Raw genomic sequence first — 16,287 nt, 5'->3', positions numbered from 1 at the left:
AGAATATTTTTTCTAAATATGTGATAGTAGACGTTAATTAACGTAGTTTTATAAGGTTTTTAAAGCAGTATGAAATGCATTTGCACCAACTGATGCAGTACATGCTCTACCTAATTAGTAACACCAATTTATTTCTGTAATTATTTGTAGCGCCAATGATCACCTAATTGTCCAAAAAAGAAAGCAGGAAAAGAGGTGCATGTTTTATCCTTTTAACAAAGATGCATGAACCATAAAACTAAAAGCGTCCCTTGGTGTTTTTTTCAAATATTGATAGGGACAGTACTTATTTTTATTTCTTTTTGTCCTAGAGCCATTGCTGAAGGTTCAGGAGATTGGGGTACAGCAAGTGGAAATAGAAGCTGGCTATGGGTACCAGAACATAGAGCAACTTCCGTCGGGAATGGGCATTATGTAACCCGAGGTTATATGATGATGCCGACCAGTTCGACTGGCTATAACCCTGATCATAGACTTTATGTATATGTAAAAGCTGGCGAAACTGTTCATTGGGGATTTAGGAAAGTAAAGAGCTACTATTTTTCTTCAAGTAGTTGGTATACATATTACAATAACAGTAACAATATTCGAGTTCGTTGGTATTATGATGATACCGATGTGGGGTTTTTCCCTGATGGAACAAGTGGTTCAGCCAGGAGGTTAGCAGATGACCATACATATGATGCCCATTCCACCGGGGGAATTACAGGTAGACCCGTAAATGCGATAGCTGCGGCCAATGGTCCTAATGCAATTGTGGGCTCAGGAGGTTATGATGCCTATTCGTTTACCAATGACACAGGAGAGGATAGGGCTTTTTGGGTTGAAATTTCACATTCAGATGGGACTTCTCTAACTGATGGTCTTCCAATTAGTTTTTGGGATATTACAGTTGCTAATTCTAGCAATGAAGTGAGGCCAGGTAGAGTATATTGTAAATATTGGAGCATTATTAGTGATGTGCCAGAAACTGCTGGGGCAGCCAATGATAAAGCATTGCATAGTGACTTTGGTTTTTTTGTGCCTGTAGATGATACTTTTGGAGGAAGTGGAAATGAGTATTTTGTAAAGCATGCTAAATTTTCTAATTCCAATGCTGGTTTTGTGAATTTTTTTGCCAATCAAGATGGACCAAGAAATGATCAAGGAAATCATGTCGATAATCGGAAATCTATTCGTGGTACCTCTTCAAATTACCAATATCCTCTTTTTGTTAGTGATCCGGACCATGAATTTTGGCCTACTACCGAAACTCCCAATGCAAGTTTGTTGATCGATTACCAAGAGAAGACTGGGGTTGGTCAAGGCGGTGAGGCATGGGTGGATATCTCTATTAGCTTACCTGGTATTGTGGATGTACTTATAGATTTGAATGGTAATGGTATCTATGATACAGGAGTGGATATCGTAATGAGTGAAAGTTATGATGCTCCTGGAGATTATGAAATTTATTGGGATGGAAAAGATGCCAATGGTAATATTATAGTCAGTGGTTCAGAGATAGAGGTGTTTGCGGCAGTTATTTTTTCTCCGGTTCATTTCCCTATCTATGATATGGAGCAAAGCTTGGGGATTACTATTACAAATGTGCGGCCTGGAGATATTGAAGACAATGATATTTATTGGGATGATTCCCTAATTCCTCGTGATGGGGAGACAGGCTTTGTCGGTTTAGAAGATGGATCGGCTGTAAGTGCTGTTTCTGCAGTTTTAAATGTGACTGGTGAAGCGGGAACTTCACACATATGGCATGCGGATGGGGATAATGGATTTAGTCAAAATAATACCATCAATACTTGGGCAGCTTCTTATTATACCGAAGTAAATGAGGGCGATGGCTATAGGTATTTGACCTTTCAAGGTAATGTGTACGATGATGAAAATGGATTGGAGGATGATTTGGTGAGTGGAACACCTACAGCAGCATCTGGGCTTTATGCATTGATAATTGATGGGGACAATAAAGTGGTTGCGAGTGCTTCTGTGCAGTCAGATGGAACTTATACCATTGAGAGAGTTCCGGATGGAAGTTATAAGGTGGTTTTATCTACAACTGATGCGGAAGAGGGTGAGGAAAGCCCAGAGCCATCTTTACCAGAGAATTGGGAAAATAGTGGTGAGCAATTAGGCACCACAGTGGGGATAAACTTATTAGGAAGTGATGGTGTTTTGGAGGCTTTTAATTTAAATAATACCTCAGTAGTCAATGCTAATTTTGGTTTAAGGGTAATGGCAGTTTTACCTGTTGATTGGGCAGGATGGTCAGCTGAATTTATCAAAGAGGGTAGAAGGGCCAGTGTTGAATGGGTAGTAAATAAAGAGTGGGAGAACAGTCATTTCGAGATAGAAAGATCAGTGGGAGGAGTTTTAGGATTTGAAAAGATAGGGGAAGTTTCTGCTGTGGGTTGGTCTGATCAAGCAGTGCAGTATAAGTTTAATGATGCGAACTTGCCCTTAAATGGTGGAAAGGTTTATTACAGGATCAAGCAAGTGGATTTGAGTGGGAAATATTCTTATACGGATGTAATGGCGATTAAAGTACCAGATGCTATATATGTTTCAGGCGTATGGAAGCTGTATCCCAACCCATCTTCCTCTGGGGATATTATAAAAGTTGGCTTGGAGAACAACGGCAATTATCAAGGAGAAACCATTCAGTTTAGGTTGATCGGTGTTCAGGGAAGCTCTGAACAATTTGAGGTTAATGGAGTAGAGCAATTGAGCTTACAGGCTGGTCAGTTGTTGAATAGATTTTCGAAAGGAGTTGCTGTGCTGGAGATACTTTGGGGTGACCAAATAGAGCGAATTAAGTTACTGAAACAGTGATTTAGTTTTAGTTGAAGTATTTTTTTATTTAATACCTAAGCTGCTCGAATGAGCAGAAGCCACCCATCTGGGTGGCTTTTTTAGATTAATAATTTCTTGGTTATTTGATTTCAGCATTGGGATTAGGGTTTTATTTTGTTGGTCGTGTTTACCTATCTGATGACAAGGCAGGTCTGGGTCTAACTGTGGTCAAATAGAAATGAGAGCTTGTAAGGAAAGCACAGAAAAATCAGGATATTCTCACATACATCTTTTCTGTTTTATTCCAGACATGTAGAAAAAAAATCGATGATATTTTATATGAACTAGATCTTTAATTTTTTAAAACAGATTTTTAGTTGGTAGATACATTTTAGTTATGGCAAAAATTAATAGGTGTTTGATCGATTAAAATACAGTGATTGTTGATCATTTATGGTCTTTGTTTGTGCGTATTTTTGACTATTTTAAGGGGGTTAATTACCATGTTTTTTATAATAATTGATTGTTTTTATTCATTATTCACTTGTAAATCAAATTGGAAAATGATTGAGATAAAATTAAGAAAGTGCCGACTGACAATGCTTATTGAGTTATTTTATAAGAACGGCCTACAGCTCGTTCAGAGTAAAAATCATATTTGAAGCTTGTCCGTCGTTTAGCGTAAATTTCCCTCCTTCCACACACATTTTAAGTACATTTTATTCAAGGATTATATTGTTGAGGTTTTTGTCATTGAGAGCAATTAAACTGCCGGTATATGCGGTTGTTTTCTATAAAATGCTTATCAGCGTTTGCTGGGGCCAGTGCGTGAATCCTCCACTTCCTCCAGTTCCAGATGCTGATGAGGTGACTGGAAGTTATACCTATACGGTGGAGTTTACTTGTCCAGGTGATTGGAGTTTTACCATGCCAAGTTTACCATGCTATGATGGCCACGTGGATGCAGTGATTTTGGTGGTAGGGGCCGGAGGAGGAGGAGGTAGAGGAGATATTCTTAGTCCAAGTGCTGGCGGTGGTGGCGGAGGTCAAGTTATAGAAAGTAGTGCGGTGTTAAATCCCGGAATTACTTTTGCCGTCAAAGTGGGTGCTGGCGGAGTTGGTGGATCTTCTGGAAATGCCGATGGTGGAAATGGCGGAAGTTCAAGCTTTGGTTTTATTTCGGCAGCAGGAGGTAAGGGAGGCGAAGGAGGTTTGGCAGGGTCAGGAGGGGAAAGTGGGGCAGGTTTTTCTGGTGGAAGCGGTGAAGATAACGATTATGACGCTGGAGGAGGTGGAGGTGGTGCTCATGGGGAGGGCGTGAATGGTATATTCTATTATTTACTAGATTTTATTCCAACTGCAATTGGAGGGAATGGAGGAGGTGGGTATAGTCCTCCATTATCCGGAGGTCTTTTTGGTGCTGGAGGAGGAGGTATGGGCTTGGTTCCTGGTAATGGTGGTTCTACAGGTTTAGGAGGCAATGCAAGTCCATTTATATTTATAGAAGCCTCTTCCGGTGCCGCCAATACTGGATCAGGTGGTGGGGCTGGCTATGCAGCTAGGGCTGGAGATGGCGCTGATGGTTATGTTCGCTTATCATTTACTTTGTCCGTTTTACCTGTTCAGTGGGATGAATTCAAGGTTACGTATTCTAACACTGATAGGAAAGCTACATTACACTGGAGTACTTCAAAGGAATGGGAGAGTAGTCATTTTGAAGTGGAACGTTCTGAGAATGGTGTGTCCAGTTTCGTGAAATTATATGAAGTACCTGCGGTGGGATGGTCAGATAAACCATCTGAGTATAAGGTTGAGGATCATAAGCTTCCTCTTTTTGGCCAAAGGCTGTATTATAGAGTGAAGGAGGTAGGCCTGGATGGTAGTTTTTCTTGTAGTCAAACGGTCGCTTTGAATATTCCTGATTTACCAGAGCAGAAGGGGGCATGGAAAGTTTATCCCAATCCAGGTATGGCCAAAGATATTCGAATTGGTCTCTTGGATGGAGATGTCTATACCGGAGGTGAGATCAACATTAGAATTATTAACAGCTTGAATATGTCTGAGCAATTTACGGCTGGGGGAGTTTGGGAGTTAAATGACAAATTAGCCGAAATACTTTTAGCGTACCAAAGTGGTTTAGTGCTTACAGAAATCGAATGGGAAGGAAAAGTAGAATATCTAAAAGTGATATTGAATTAAGGGAATGTGATGATAGATTTTTTTAGAAAATTATTTTTTCACCTAAAAAAGTAAATTGCTTTAAATAATAACGAATCAAAATTTTATGGAGATAATTATGCAATAAACTGTAATTTTTCTATTAATGAAATGCTTAAAAATGTATATAATAGACAAAATATAAGATTTAAAATTTGATTAAAATAAGAGAGAAACTATTTTTTATGAAATGAGTTTCGTTATATTTGTCGTTGAATGACATGGTTTTGTGGTTTAATTTAACGAATATGTAATCCAAGTCTGTGTCATGTTTCGAAAAGAATGATCACCCTAAGCTAAGCGGATTCACCTAGTTGCTTAGTTACATTAAGTTCAAGGCTTATGACAGGTTTATTTCGTGATTATTATTCTGGAAAGAATAATCCTTACAGGGTACTTATTACATTGATTGCTGTTTTCTATTTGTTAGTAGGTAAAGCATATTCCCAGTGCAATACTGTGATTGTTGAAGGGGACACTTATACTGTAACTGTTGAATTAGAAATGGTCGAAGTAATTATCAATAATGATCAGTGTTCTACAGGGGGAGGGTACAATTATGATTTTAAAATTAACTATAACATTTCTTTTTCAGGTTCCAATCCAGTTTTGTACACATTACAAGGGTATGCAGGTTGTAATGATCATTATTTTCCCTTACCTCTTGGTGGAGGAAGTGGAACAGTTATTTCTGGAGGGAATGCGTGGAGTAATTGCAGTGTTGCCCCAACACTTGAAAATTTAGGATGCAATAGTATTGATTTAGTTATTCAAGGTAGGGGTATTTCATATCAAACTATCAACGTAAATTGCGAGACCTCATCCAGTAATGATGAATGCTCAGATATTTTTTATTCTGAAGACGGGGAATCAATTTTATACGTTTTTTATTGTGATGGAGAATTCACTATGCCAGATGATTTTGAAGATGCAGCCGTCCTTATCGTTGCCGGTGGAGGCGGAGCAGGCTACGGAGAAAGTGCTGGAGGAGGAGGTGCTGGACGAATGATTTATAATTTGGCTATGACATTAGTGCCTGGTAATAGCTATCAAGTAGTAGTAGGTGATGGAGGACTAGGTGCAAATAGTGATGCGGAAGCAGGTGGAAAAGGGAATGACTCAAGCTTTAATGGCTTGGTAGCTGAAGGAGGAGGAGGTGGTGGTTCTGCTTCTTCCAGCGCTTCAGTAGGTGCTGGACAAAACGGTGGTAGTGGAGGAGGAGGGGGAGCGTCCAGTGGACAGCACTTTGGTGGAGGGAATGGTGTAAATGGTGTAAATGGTGGAGGTGATGGTCATAGAAGTGGAGGAAGTGGTAATCGTGCAGGCGGTGGTGGAGGCGGTGCAGGTGGCTCTGGAGGAGGGGCAAGTGGGCACAACCCTGGGACTGGAGGTGAAGGAACGGAAGTGGCCATAACTAGTGGGTTTTCAGGGATTGGACTTCCTTCAGTTTTTGCTGCAGGAGGCGGGGCTACAGGGAGAAAAAATAATGGTGACTTACTGTTCTCTGTGGGTGGCTCTGAAATTGGAGGAAATGGTAATATTAGTGGGGTTGGAGGAGATGGTGAGGTATATACTGGATCTGGAGGAGGTGCAGGGACCAGTGGAGGAGGAGATGGAGGCAAGGGATTGGTAATGATTCGTTTGTCAGCCATGGTACTACCTGTTTCTTGGGAAGATGTTCAAGCGAGTTATATTCCAAGTGAACGTCAAGTGAAAGTTAATTGGAAGGTTTTAAGTATTGAAAATATTGCTCACTATGAGGTTTACCGATCTATCGGAGGGGTTGATTCTTTTGAATTAGTGGGTTCTGTTTTGCCAGATATTAATGGCTCGCATGCTTTTGTTGATGACCAGCTCTCTATTTCTGGTGAAAGATTATATTATAGGGTCAAACAAGTTGGTGCAAATGGTGAAAGTAGTTTCAGTAAGACTGTTTCTGTGGAAGTTCCTGTGACCATAAATTCCAAAAATACTTGGCGTGCTTATCCAAATCCAGCAAAAGGCAATCCTGTGAAACTTTCTTTGGTGAACTCTGGTAAGTTCGAAGGCGAACCAATTGAGCTGACTGCTTATAATTCTTTGAGGCAAACCAATGTGCTTACTGCAACCTCGTTAGATGAGTTAAATGTCAAGGTAAATCAGCTTTTAAGTGGTTTTGGTTCTGGACTTGTTATCCTGGAGGTTAAATGGCAAAATAAAGTCGAAAGGATTAAGCTGTTGTTATAAGTGGGGGCCTTTATAAATCCACACGGTCAATTGTAGGTTAATTTTAGGTATCAAATGTTTCACAGTATGTGAGGGGTAAAGGTTGATTATGTTGAATCTTAGATGGGCTTAACCTCAGCATGACCAGAGATTAGGTAGCGCCTTCCACTGGGGATTTCCTCGCACAATACCCTTGTTCTCCTGGGTTGTACTTTTTTAAACTGTCGACCTTTTATTTCAAATTGACTTCCAATCTTGATTTCATCAAGATAGATGGCTTTGTGTTGAAAGGAATCATATTTCCGTAGTTCCTTGCTCAACCAAAAGTCTGCCCCTGAGGAAGCTTTAGGGTTTTGCATGTGCCTTTTTAGCGGAAGCAAGATGTCCTTTGGGAATACTAGGTCTGACAAAAGAGGAGCGAACAATTGCTGGAAAGTTTTTTTCCATTCTATTCCATGTGGCTTGACTTTCAGCCCATATTTTTTAAAAGTTCGATGGTGGGCCACCTCATGGATATAGGTAATAAGAAATTGATAGATGCTCAGGTCGTGGTTTATGGTGATCTTTTGGATTTCTTGGTCAGTCCTGTACCTGAAGTCACCTAGCTTGGTTTTTCGGGAATGGCTGATTTTGAAATGAAAAGGATCTTCATGCCACAAGTCCCAACAGTATTGAACTGCATTTTCAGGAACCTGCTGCTTGAAGATTTGCAATATTTCCAATTTGACATTCTTTTCCATTCCAGCACTAATAAAATAAAAAAAGAGCACCGATTACTCAGTGCTCCCCATAAAATTTCAATCAAATGTAAATGGATTAACCGTTAACTTCTACGGTTACCTCCTCCACAGTTACTTCCACTGAGTCTACAGTGTCTTCAACTGTTTCATCAAGTTCTTCCACTGAATCATCGATGATCTCCTCAGTCTCTTCAACTTGGTTCTCGATGATTTCTTCAGTTTGTTCAACTTCTTTTTTGCCGCAAGATGTGGTCATTACCAGACCAGCTAGGGCGAACAAAACAAATACTTTTTTCATGTGTTTGATTCTTAAAATAAGCACGCAAATGTAATACCGCTTATCAAATATTCAAGCACTTTGATCAAAAATATTTTTTACTTTTTCTTATAAGTAATTTTGATCGGAACTCCTTGAAAATCAAAGTGTTCTCTTATCCTGTTTTCTAGATATCTGGTGTAAGGAGCTTTCAGGTATTGGGGCAGATTGCAGAAGAAAGCAAACACCGGATTTTTGGTTGGCAATTGTGTAATATATTTGATCTTGATGTACTTTCCTTTCCATGCTGGTGGCGGATACCTTTCGATCTCCGGTAGGATTTGATCGTTTAACTTTGAAGTGGAAATCTTCTTGGTTTTGTTTTCGTATACTTGGACCGCCAACTCGATGGCTTGGAAAATCCGCTGCTTGGTAAGCATCGAAGTAAATATGATCGGGATCCATTTGTTTTCACCCAATTTCTCCATCATATTTTCCTTAAACTTGTCCATGGTCTTATGGTCTTTTTCGATAAGGTCCCATTTATTGACCATGATCATTAGACCCTTATTATTTTTGATGGCCAATGAAATTAGGTTGACGTCTTGAGCTTCTAAACCTCTTGTGGCATCGACCATAACAACGATTACATCAGAGTCCTCCAATGTGCGCAAAGAGCGCATGACAGAATAAAACTCTATATCTTCCTTTACCCTTGATTTTTTACGGATTCCTGCCGTATCAGAGATGATAAAGTTTTTTCCGAAAAGTGTGTAGTGTGAGTTGATGGTGTCTCTGGTAGTACCTGCTTCATCGGTCACGATGGTTCTTTCGGTTCCTAGCAAGGCATTGAGGAAGGAGGATTTCCCTACATTGGGCCTTCCAAGAATGGCGATTTTAGGGATTCCGGCATCAGGGTCTTCGATTCCTTCATCGTCAAAGTTTTCGATCAATACATCCAAGAGATCGCCTGTTCCGCTTCCACTTACAGCTGCAATAGGAAATACTTGATCATGTCCAATGCCCAGTTCATAGAACTCATTGGCCATAAAAGCCCTTTCTTGGGTATCAGCTTTGTTGGCTACAATGTAGATCGGCTTTTTGGAACTGCGAAGTTCATTAGCAAACTCCTTGTCCAGATCGGTAAGGCCATCTACACAGTCCACCACAAAGAGTATAACAGATGCTTCTTCCAAAGCCAGGTTAACTTGTTTTCGGATTTCTGCTTCGAATACATCTTCAGAACCCGTAACATACCCACCAGTATCAATGACTGAGAAGAATTTTCCTCCCCATTGGGCATGGCCATAATGGCGGTCTCTGGTTACTCCACTGACATTATCTTCAATGGCCTTTCTTTCCTCTACCAGTCGGTTGAAAAAGGTGGATTTACCTACATTGGGTCTTCCTACAATTGCTACGATGTTAGACATTCTCTTTGTGCTTTATATTTATTGGTCGTAACCAAATTTTCGTAATTTATTTTTATTCTTTCTCCAGTCATCTTCCACCTTGACGTGGGTTTCTAGGAAAACTTTTTTATTGAAGAAGGATTCGAGCGCTTCTCTTGCTTCTGTACCTACTTTTTTAAGTGCTTTTCCCTTTTCGCCAATAATAATGCCTTTCTGACTAGATCGTTCGACGAAAATCAATGCCCTAATTCTGATGATTTTATCTTCTTCGATAAATTGGTCGATAGCCACCTCGGTACTATAGGGGATTTCCTTCTTGTAATTGGTGAAAATCTTTTCCCGGATGATTTCGGAAGCGAAGAAACGCTCAGGTCTGTCAGTTAGTTCCTCTTTGTCATAATATGGGGGATGAACTGGAAGTCGGTCAAGGATTTCCTGTAATATCCTTTCGATATTAAAATTTTCGGTGGCAGAAATAGGGATGACAGTATCCGCTTTGATTCTTTCTGTCCAATATTGGGTGGTCTCTTCCAGTTTATTGTCTTTGGAGAGGTCAATCTTATTTATCACTAGTAAGATTGGTACTCCTGAAGCATTCATTTTTTCAATAACTTCTTGGATCTCATCTTCTGTTTCGAATAAGTCTGTCACAAAAACAATGACATCGGCATCCTCCAAAGAAAGGTTTACAAAGCTCATCATACTCTTGTGCAGCTCGTATTTTGGTTTGAGCATGCCAGGGGTATCCGAAAAAACGATTTGATAATTCTCATCGTTCATCAATCCCAAAATCCGATGCCTTGTTGTTTGCGCTTTGGATGAAATAATTGAAAGTCGCTCACCTACAAGGGCATTCATTAATGTAGACTTGCCGACATTGGGTTTTCCGATGATATTAACGAAACCAGCCTTGTGTGTTTTTTCGGTCATATGAATAATTTTTTACAAAGGTACTTGATTTTTCATAATATCTACGTACCTTTGTATCACAATAAAGGAAACAGGGAGTCAGAAACGCTAACTTCACCTTTAATTTAGATAAAAGATATAAATAATATAAAGATATATCGCGGGATGGAGCAGTTGGTAGCTCGTCGGGCTCATAACCCGAAGGTCACTGGTTCGAGTCCAGTTCCCGCTACTACAAACCCCTTATACGTTAAGTATTCGGGGTTTTTTTGTTTTGGGGGACAGTTTGGGGGACGGTTTTATGTAAATATTCTTTGTAAATTTTTATTCAAGTGGGTTATTAATAGCTGGTAAAGCATGAATGTCTGGCTCATAAAATTCGTAGGAGTCTGACAAATTTTCTTTGTTTCCAAATCCAATTTGCGTGATTTGTCCATTCAAAATATGCTTGTCCTTTAGATTTATTGAGATTAACTCTATTATTAATCTCGATACTAGTTTCCTCAAATAAGGCATGAATTTTTCTACTTTTTCATGATCATATTTAGAGCCATGAACTATAGAAGATCTTAGTTTATATATTTTATCAACAGCATTAAATATGTTTTTTGAGGAATCAATACTGTTTCCACATATTATTGCACAATTTCTTCTAATTCTATAGGTTAGTTCATTTCTTCCATCGGTTGTCGCTTCAAGTGAGATACACAAACTAATAAAAGAAAAATGACTGTATTGGTATTCTGTAAAGCTGTGTAAATAACTTGAAATAATTGTTTCAAGGTACTTTAATTTTTCCTTCCGCCTTATGTAAATATTAATGAAGTCATTAATATGTTCTTTTTGGCTATCATGGAAATAAAGTGGTTTCAAATCCTGAGAGGGAGTTATGGGCCATTCAGTGGAACCAGCCCACCAAAGATAATTCTTGTCAATTAATTGGAAATATAATTCTGCATAATACCTAAGGTGAGAAGGGTACATAACTAAAAGTAGCTCGTAAATTAAATGTTTACTTGATTCATCTACTTTTCTACTTAAATCAATAGGTAGTAAGGCGAAAAGTTCTATATCCAAATTTTTCTCTTTGTACTCATCAAAAATCTTTTGGTTTCTATCTTCAAAATGATCTTTATCGTGCTGTGTTTTAGAGAGAAATACTTTTAGATCAGTTGAGTTTAAACTTACAAATCTTAAATTCAGTTGAGAAAAGTCTAGAAGATTTAGTTTTGCCTTGCTGTTCGCAAAAATGACAATTGTTATTTCTTCGATATCGATATTTTCTTCTTTTTCCATCATTGAAGGAGAATTACTTGTGTTAATAACGGTTGAAAATTAGAAAGCCAGGAGTTTATGCTTTCTGTTCATCTTGTAAGAAGAAGTGAATTTGTAAATCAGATTTAAACTTCTCTAAATGGGATACATGATACTTTTACATCTACTGGTTTTCCTTCTCTTTTTGTTAATAGAAATTTATTTGCTCCAGATTTGTGGAATTCACCGTTTAAAGGGTGTACAGTAACAGATTTAAGCATGTTAGATATATCAAGCTTTAATGTCAAGTATTCAACAAATACACCACTGGTTGATACTTTGAAATTGGTATTATTTAAGTCATCCAAAAACCAAGGTAATACTGAAACTATTAACCTTACTTCCTGTTCTCTTTCGTAGGCTGGATGTTTAAAGGATAAAAGTATTTCTGAAAGTTCATTGTTAAATGATTCAGAAATAGCATCCTGGGCGTGTGCAATTTCACGGTACCTGTTAGCATCTTTGGCACTATTTTTTAACTCTTCTAAGTTATCATACTCACTAGCTTTTTTCTCAGACTTTTCTAGCAAACTATTAAATAGATCCGATTGGTCATTTTTATTATAAACCATTTCGACTAACTTAATACTGATTCCATATTTCTTATTAAAATTTATTATTTCTTGGAGGTCGAACTCAAGATTATATCCATTGCCACTAGCATAATAATTCCACATTGAAAGTGAATCGCTTTCCTTACAAAAAGATGTAACAAATTTGTCCCCAGGATATAAAATCACATCATGATAGGTCTGATTGTAAAATTTTTCATATAGTTTTTGTCCTCTTTCTGAATCACTTAAGAATTCATGTAATACTTGCTCTGCATATAATTCTTCAGAGGAATCATTCATGAATTTTATGTTGGAACAGTGAAGTTCATTTGAATTGGCTATCCCGAATAGGCCTTGTCCAGATGTGTAGTGAAAAACTTTCATGATATGCATAAATTTGGAGATGATTAGCTTGATTTGACACTAAGCTTCTTTTTATAACCATGCGTTATAATTTTTTAGGAAAACTATTTTTTGAATAATTTACTAAAATCAGAGAAATCTAAATATCCAAACATGTCCAACTTACTACCATCTGAAAACTCTAAAACTGGGCTGAAAAAAATACCTTGAATTGGTTTAATTTCATTGAATATATCAAAAACAACAATCAGTGTGATTATTTTTGACTCTCCAGGATTAATTTTGATGTTTTGAAAGAACAAATGTTCCAAGCCTTTATTTTGGATACTTTTTAAAATATAAGGGGATTTGTTTATGTCCTCTAAAGTAAAATCTTCAGGTAGATCACTAATTAGAAAGTTTATATTGGTGTTATTTTCTGTAATAGTATCATCAATATCCTTAGTCATAATTAAACCAAATCTCTCATGTTTTTTTATGCCTAGGTATGTGACAGGTTTATTCCCATCATTGGTAATTATTGCTTTGCTAAATCCAAAAGCTTTAACTTTACCATCTGAGTCCTCAAATACCCCTGAAGATAATGTTTCATTTCTTTTTATTAGTTCAGGCTTATCCGGGAAAAAATCATGAACTGCCACAATAATGGCTAGAATGAAAGCCAACAAAGCAATAATATCGCTCCAACCGAACTCTCTTTTGAAATTAAATTTGACGGACATTATATCTTTTATTTATGTAACACCCCAATAATCTCCCTAAAACTTTCCAGCCCAGCCTCAAGGTCCTCAATGATCTCTTCTGCCAATTCATCGGGATCCGGCAAGTTATCTAAATCAGCCAGGCTTTTATCTTTTAGCCAAAATATGTCCAGGTTTGTTTTGTCCCGGGATATGATCTCTTCGTAGTTAAATTTTTTCCATCTTCCTTCTGGATTGGATTGGGACCAGGTTTCTTTTCTGGATTCCCTGTTGGAGGGATTGTACAGTTCCATAAACTCTGAAAGGTCCTCGTATTTCATCGGGTTCTTTTTCAGAGTATGGTGTACGTTCGTACGGTAGTCGTAGATCCACACGTCTTTGGTCCAAGCTTCCCTTGATGCCGGCTTATTGTCAAAGAACAGTACATTGGCCTTTACCCCGTGGGCATAGAAAATCCCTGTGGGCAGACGAAGTATAGTATGCAGTTCAGTGGTCTTGAGTAATTCTTTTCGAACGGTTTCACCAGCTCCACCTTCAAAGAGTACATTATCCGGTAAAACAACTGCTGCTTCCCCGGTAATCTTCAGCAAGCTTCGGATATGCTGTAGGAAGTTCAACTGCTTGTTTGAAGTAGTGGCCCAGAAGTCCTGGCGGTTATAACTAAGGTCTTGCTTTTCCTGTTCACCTTCCTCATTGGTGATGGTCATACTGCTTTTCTTACCGAAAGGCGGGTTTGCAAGCACGTAATCCACACGAATACCCTCGTCTGCTATCAAAGCGTCATTAGGCGAAATAAAGGTCTCTCCGTCGATTTCTCCGATATTGTGGAGGAACATGTTCATGAGACATAATCTCCTCGTACCCGCCACGATTTCGTTGCCAGAGAAGGTACGGTTTTTAAGAAAAGTCTTTTGTTCTCTGTTCAGATTATTATGGGATACAATATGATCATAGGCTGCCAAGAAAAAACCACCTGTACCACATGAAGGGTCATGAATGGATTTCATTGGTTGGGGGTTCAAACAAGTGACCATCGTCTTGATCAGGTCTCTAGGGGTAAAGTATTGCCCTGCGCCACTTTTGGTATCGGCAGCATTTTTTTCCAATAGCCCTTCGTAAATATTACCCTTTACATCTGCTCCTACCATGGTCCATTGCTCCTTGCCAATCATATCGATTACTTTAAGCAATTTAGCAGGGTCTTGGATTTTATTCTGGGATTTGGTAAAGATCTGTCCTAAGATGCCATTTTCCGTTCCTAGTGAACGTAGCATTTGGGTATAGAAAGCTTCCAGTTCTGCTCCACGTTTTTTGCTGAGGGTTTCCCAGTTGCAATATTGTCCATCTTCGATTTCCTTACCTTCGGTGTCCTTTACTTTTGGGAAGTTGATTTCTTTAGAATAAGGAGGTTTGGACATCTCGTCTGCCATCTTCAAAAAAAGCAAATAGGTGATCTGCTCCAAATAATCTCCATATCCTACTCCATCATCACGTAAGACGTTGGCAAAATTCCAAACCTTTGATATTAATCCTGATTCTGTCATTAGGGTAATTGTTTAATTTTTGTCCTAAAGAAGGTGTCAAACTTCACTAAAGTTAATAAGAGCCAATCAAATGGATTTTGCCAGTTTTCTTTATCGGAAATCTGTATGTGAGTGGTCAGAGAAACAATAGAAACAATTTTTTCATCCAGTCTTTGCCACTCTATATTTTGTCCTATAAATTCTCTTGAATTGTCCTCATATGTAGATTTCAAAAGATCAAATCTATCTTTTGCTTTGGGCCCCAGTAGGTTAAATTCTACTCTCACAAAATTATCTCTAAAACTAGCAACAGCTGCCAAATTAAAATCACTCCTGCCTATTGCAAAGTTAGTCCAATGCTGTGGCTGAGGTTTTTGACATTTAAGTTTCGAACCGGACTGCTCAAAATGAGCCCTCATGGCAGTCCAAAACTCTAAATTTAATAGCTTTGTATCGGTTAATTCTGCTGTTTTTTGTGCCCTAGTGACGGCTTTTGACCAATCGTTTGGCTTAGATATCATCTGAAATAATGGGGCTGGGGAGGACTCTCCGATACGGTAAACCTCTAATTCTATTCCAAAAAACTGTAGTTTTTCGTCCGTATGCCTGTTGAGCCAATCCAATGCAGCCCTATGCTCTTCCGTAAATTTAATGGAGATCCAAATAATTTTGACAGCATCCAGTCCAGCAGCATAGGTAATTAACTGGCCCAGATGGGTATGGTCAGTCTTTTCCAGTTGATTTTCGATTAGGACATAGGAGTCGTCCACTAAGCTTTTACAAAGAATGTCCGCTCGGAAGGGGCCTACACTTTTTTCTTCACTGATTATTTCCAGCTCCAAACCAATTACCTCACTTAGGTATTCGATATTACTTTCTCTTGCCAGCCAAGGTGTAAAGTCAGAAGCCTCTCCCAACCAAAGCTGTCGGGGATCTACCTTTTCAAGTTTACCGATATTCATGTCTTACTTTTCTTTTTTTGGATTTTTTCCATCTTTCTAGAGAGTAAGTTCCAATATTCGTTTTCCTCAGTCTCCTCTCCTCTATAACTCCTTTCAGCACCCGCCCTTACTAAAATTCTTCTTAGTTCATCATCCTTATATCTTCCAATCGATTTTTTAATTGTCGTGAATTTTCTGTCAGTATAACCTTTATGGCTTAAATAATACCTGACCGTTCTTTCAGCCATAGTTTCAGAACGAAACCTTAGATAATCTAATCGATTTCCAAAGTAGGCGATAAGTCCAGTTAATATTGCTGGAATTGCAGCTATGAATAATGTTTGCCAAAAACTCATATTCTTCCT

General features: G+C 38.5%; 13 protein-coding genes and 1 tRNA gene. 4 read left to right on the top strand and 10 right to left on the bottom strand.

The features are described from left to right. The first annotated feature begins 225 nt into the window (after positions 1-225). The 3 genes from JL001_RS03915 (at position 226) to JL001_RS03905 (ending at position 7,230) form a co-directional block, all read left to right on the top strand. Positions 226-2,826 carry a hypothetical protein gene (locus JL001_RS03915; RefSeq protein ID WP_200974862.1) on the top strand — a complete coding sequence of 867 codons (2,601 nt, stop codon included), beginning with the start codon at positions 226-228 and terminating at the stop codon, positions 2,824-2,826. 714 nt (positions 2,827-3,540) lie between these two features. Then, positions 3,541-4,986 carry a glycine-rich domain-containing protein gene (locus JL001_RS23215; RefSeq protein ID WP_200974861.1) on the top strand — a complete coding sequence of 482 codons (1,446 nt, stop codon included), beginning with the start codon at positions 3,541-3,543 and terminating at the stop codon, positions 4,984-4,986. A 360-nt stretch (positions 4,987-5,346) separates the two neighbouring features. Next, positions 5,347-7,230, top strand: a complete 1,884-nt coding sequence (locus tag JL001_RS03905) for a glycine-rich domain-containing protein (RefSeq protein WP_200974860.1) — start codon at positions 5,347-5,349, stop codon at positions 7,228-7,230. Between the two features lie 98 nt (positions 7,231-7,328). Here the strand turns inward: JL001_RS03905 and JL001_RS03900 are convergent, their stop codons facing one another. From JL001_RS03900 to era, 4 genes are all read right to left on the bottom strand, one after another. After that, entirely contained in the window at positions 7,329-7,949 is a 621-nt protein-coding gene (locus tag JL001_RS03900; protein ID WP_200974859.1) for a SprT-like domain-containing protein, read from the bottom strand. A 76-nt stretch (positions 7,950-8,025) separates the two neighbouring features. Further along, positions 8,026-8,205, bottom strand: coding sequence for a hypothetical protein (locus tag JL001_RS03895; RefSeq protein WP_236252703.1), 180 nt, complete (start codon positions 8,203-8,205; stop codon positions 8,026-8,028). A 119-nt stretch (positions 8,206-8,324) separates the two neighbouring features. Further along, positions 8,325-9,638 (bottom strand): ribosome biogenesis GTPase Der, encoded by a 1,314-nt coding sequence (der, locus tag JL001_RS03890; protein WP_200974857.1) that lies wholly within the window; start codon positions 9,636-9,638, stop codon positions 8,325-8,327. 18 nt (positions 9,639-9,656) lie between these two features. Continuing rightward, the gene (gene era / locus JL001_RS03885; protein WP_200974856.1) at positions 9,657-10,547 is read right to left on the bottom strand and encodes a GTPase Era; all 891 of its coding nucleotides are present in this window, start codon (positions 10,545-10,547) and stop codon (positions 9,657-9,659) included. Positions 10,548-10,685: 138 nt separating this feature from the next. Here era and JL001_RS03880 point away from each other — a divergent pair. Further along, a tRNA-Met gene (locus tag JL001_RS03880) sits at positions 10,686-10,758 on the top strand. A gap of 92 nt (positions 10,759-10,850) precedes the next feature. Here the strand turns inward: JL001_RS03880 and JL001_RS03875 are convergent. From JL001_RS03875 to JL001_RS03850, 6 genes are all read right to left on the bottom strand, one after another. Further along, positions 10,851-11,825 carry a HEPN domain-containing protein gene (locus tag JL001_RS03875; protein WP_200974855.1) on the bottom strand — a complete coding sequence of 325 codons (975 nt, stop codon included), beginning with the start codon at positions 11,823-11,825 and terminating at the stop codon, positions 10,851-10,853. A gap of 101 nt (positions 11,826-11,926) precedes the next feature. Continuing rightward, positions 11,927-12,778: a DUF2971 domain-containing protein gene (locus JL001_RS03870; protein WP_200974854.1), complete on the bottom strand. Its 852-nt coding sequence runs from the start codon at positions 12,776-12,778 to the stop codon at positions 11,927-11,929. A gap of 83 nt (positions 12,779-12,861) precedes the next feature. Next, the gene (locus JL001_RS03865; protein ID WP_200974853.1) at positions 12,862-13,479 is read right to left on the bottom strand and encodes a hypothetical protein; all 618 of its coding nucleotides are present in this window, start codon (positions 13,477-13,479) and stop codon (positions 12,862-12,864) included. A gap of 8 nt (positions 13,480-13,487) precedes the next feature. Further along, the gene (locus JL001_RS03860) at positions 13,488-15,002 is read right to left on the bottom strand and encodes a class I SAM-dependent DNA methyltransferase (RefSeq protein WP_200974852.1); all 1,515 of its coding nucleotides are present in this window, start codon (positions 15,000-15,002) and stop codon (positions 13,488-13,490) included. Beyond that, positions 15,002-15,943 carry a DUF4268 domain-containing protein gene (locus JL001_RS03855; RefSeq protein ID WP_200974851.1) on the bottom strand — a complete coding sequence of 314 codons (942 nt, stop codon included), beginning with the start codon at positions 15,941-15,943 and terminating at the stop codon, positions 15,002-15,004. Before JL001_RS03855 ends, JL001_RS03860 begins: the two co-directional genes overlap by 1 nt. Continuing rightward, positions 15,940-16,278, bottom strand: a complete 339-nt coding sequence (locus JL001_RS03850; RefSeq protein WP_200974850.1) for a hypothetical protein — start codon at positions 16,276-16,278, stop codon at positions 15,940-15,942. The genes JL001_RS03855 and JL001_RS03850 overlap by 4 nt, the downstream gene beginning before the upstream one ends. Positions 16,279-16,287: the final 9 nt, after the last annotated feature.

It is taken from the genome of Echinicola sp. 20G, assembly GCF_015533855.1.
Classification (GTDB): domain Bacteria; phylum Bacteroidota; class Bacteroidia; order Cytophagales; family Cyclobacteriaceae; genus Echinicola.
Note: the sequence above shows the minus strand (reverse complement) of the source record. Positions and strands in the feature narration are given on the sequence as shown.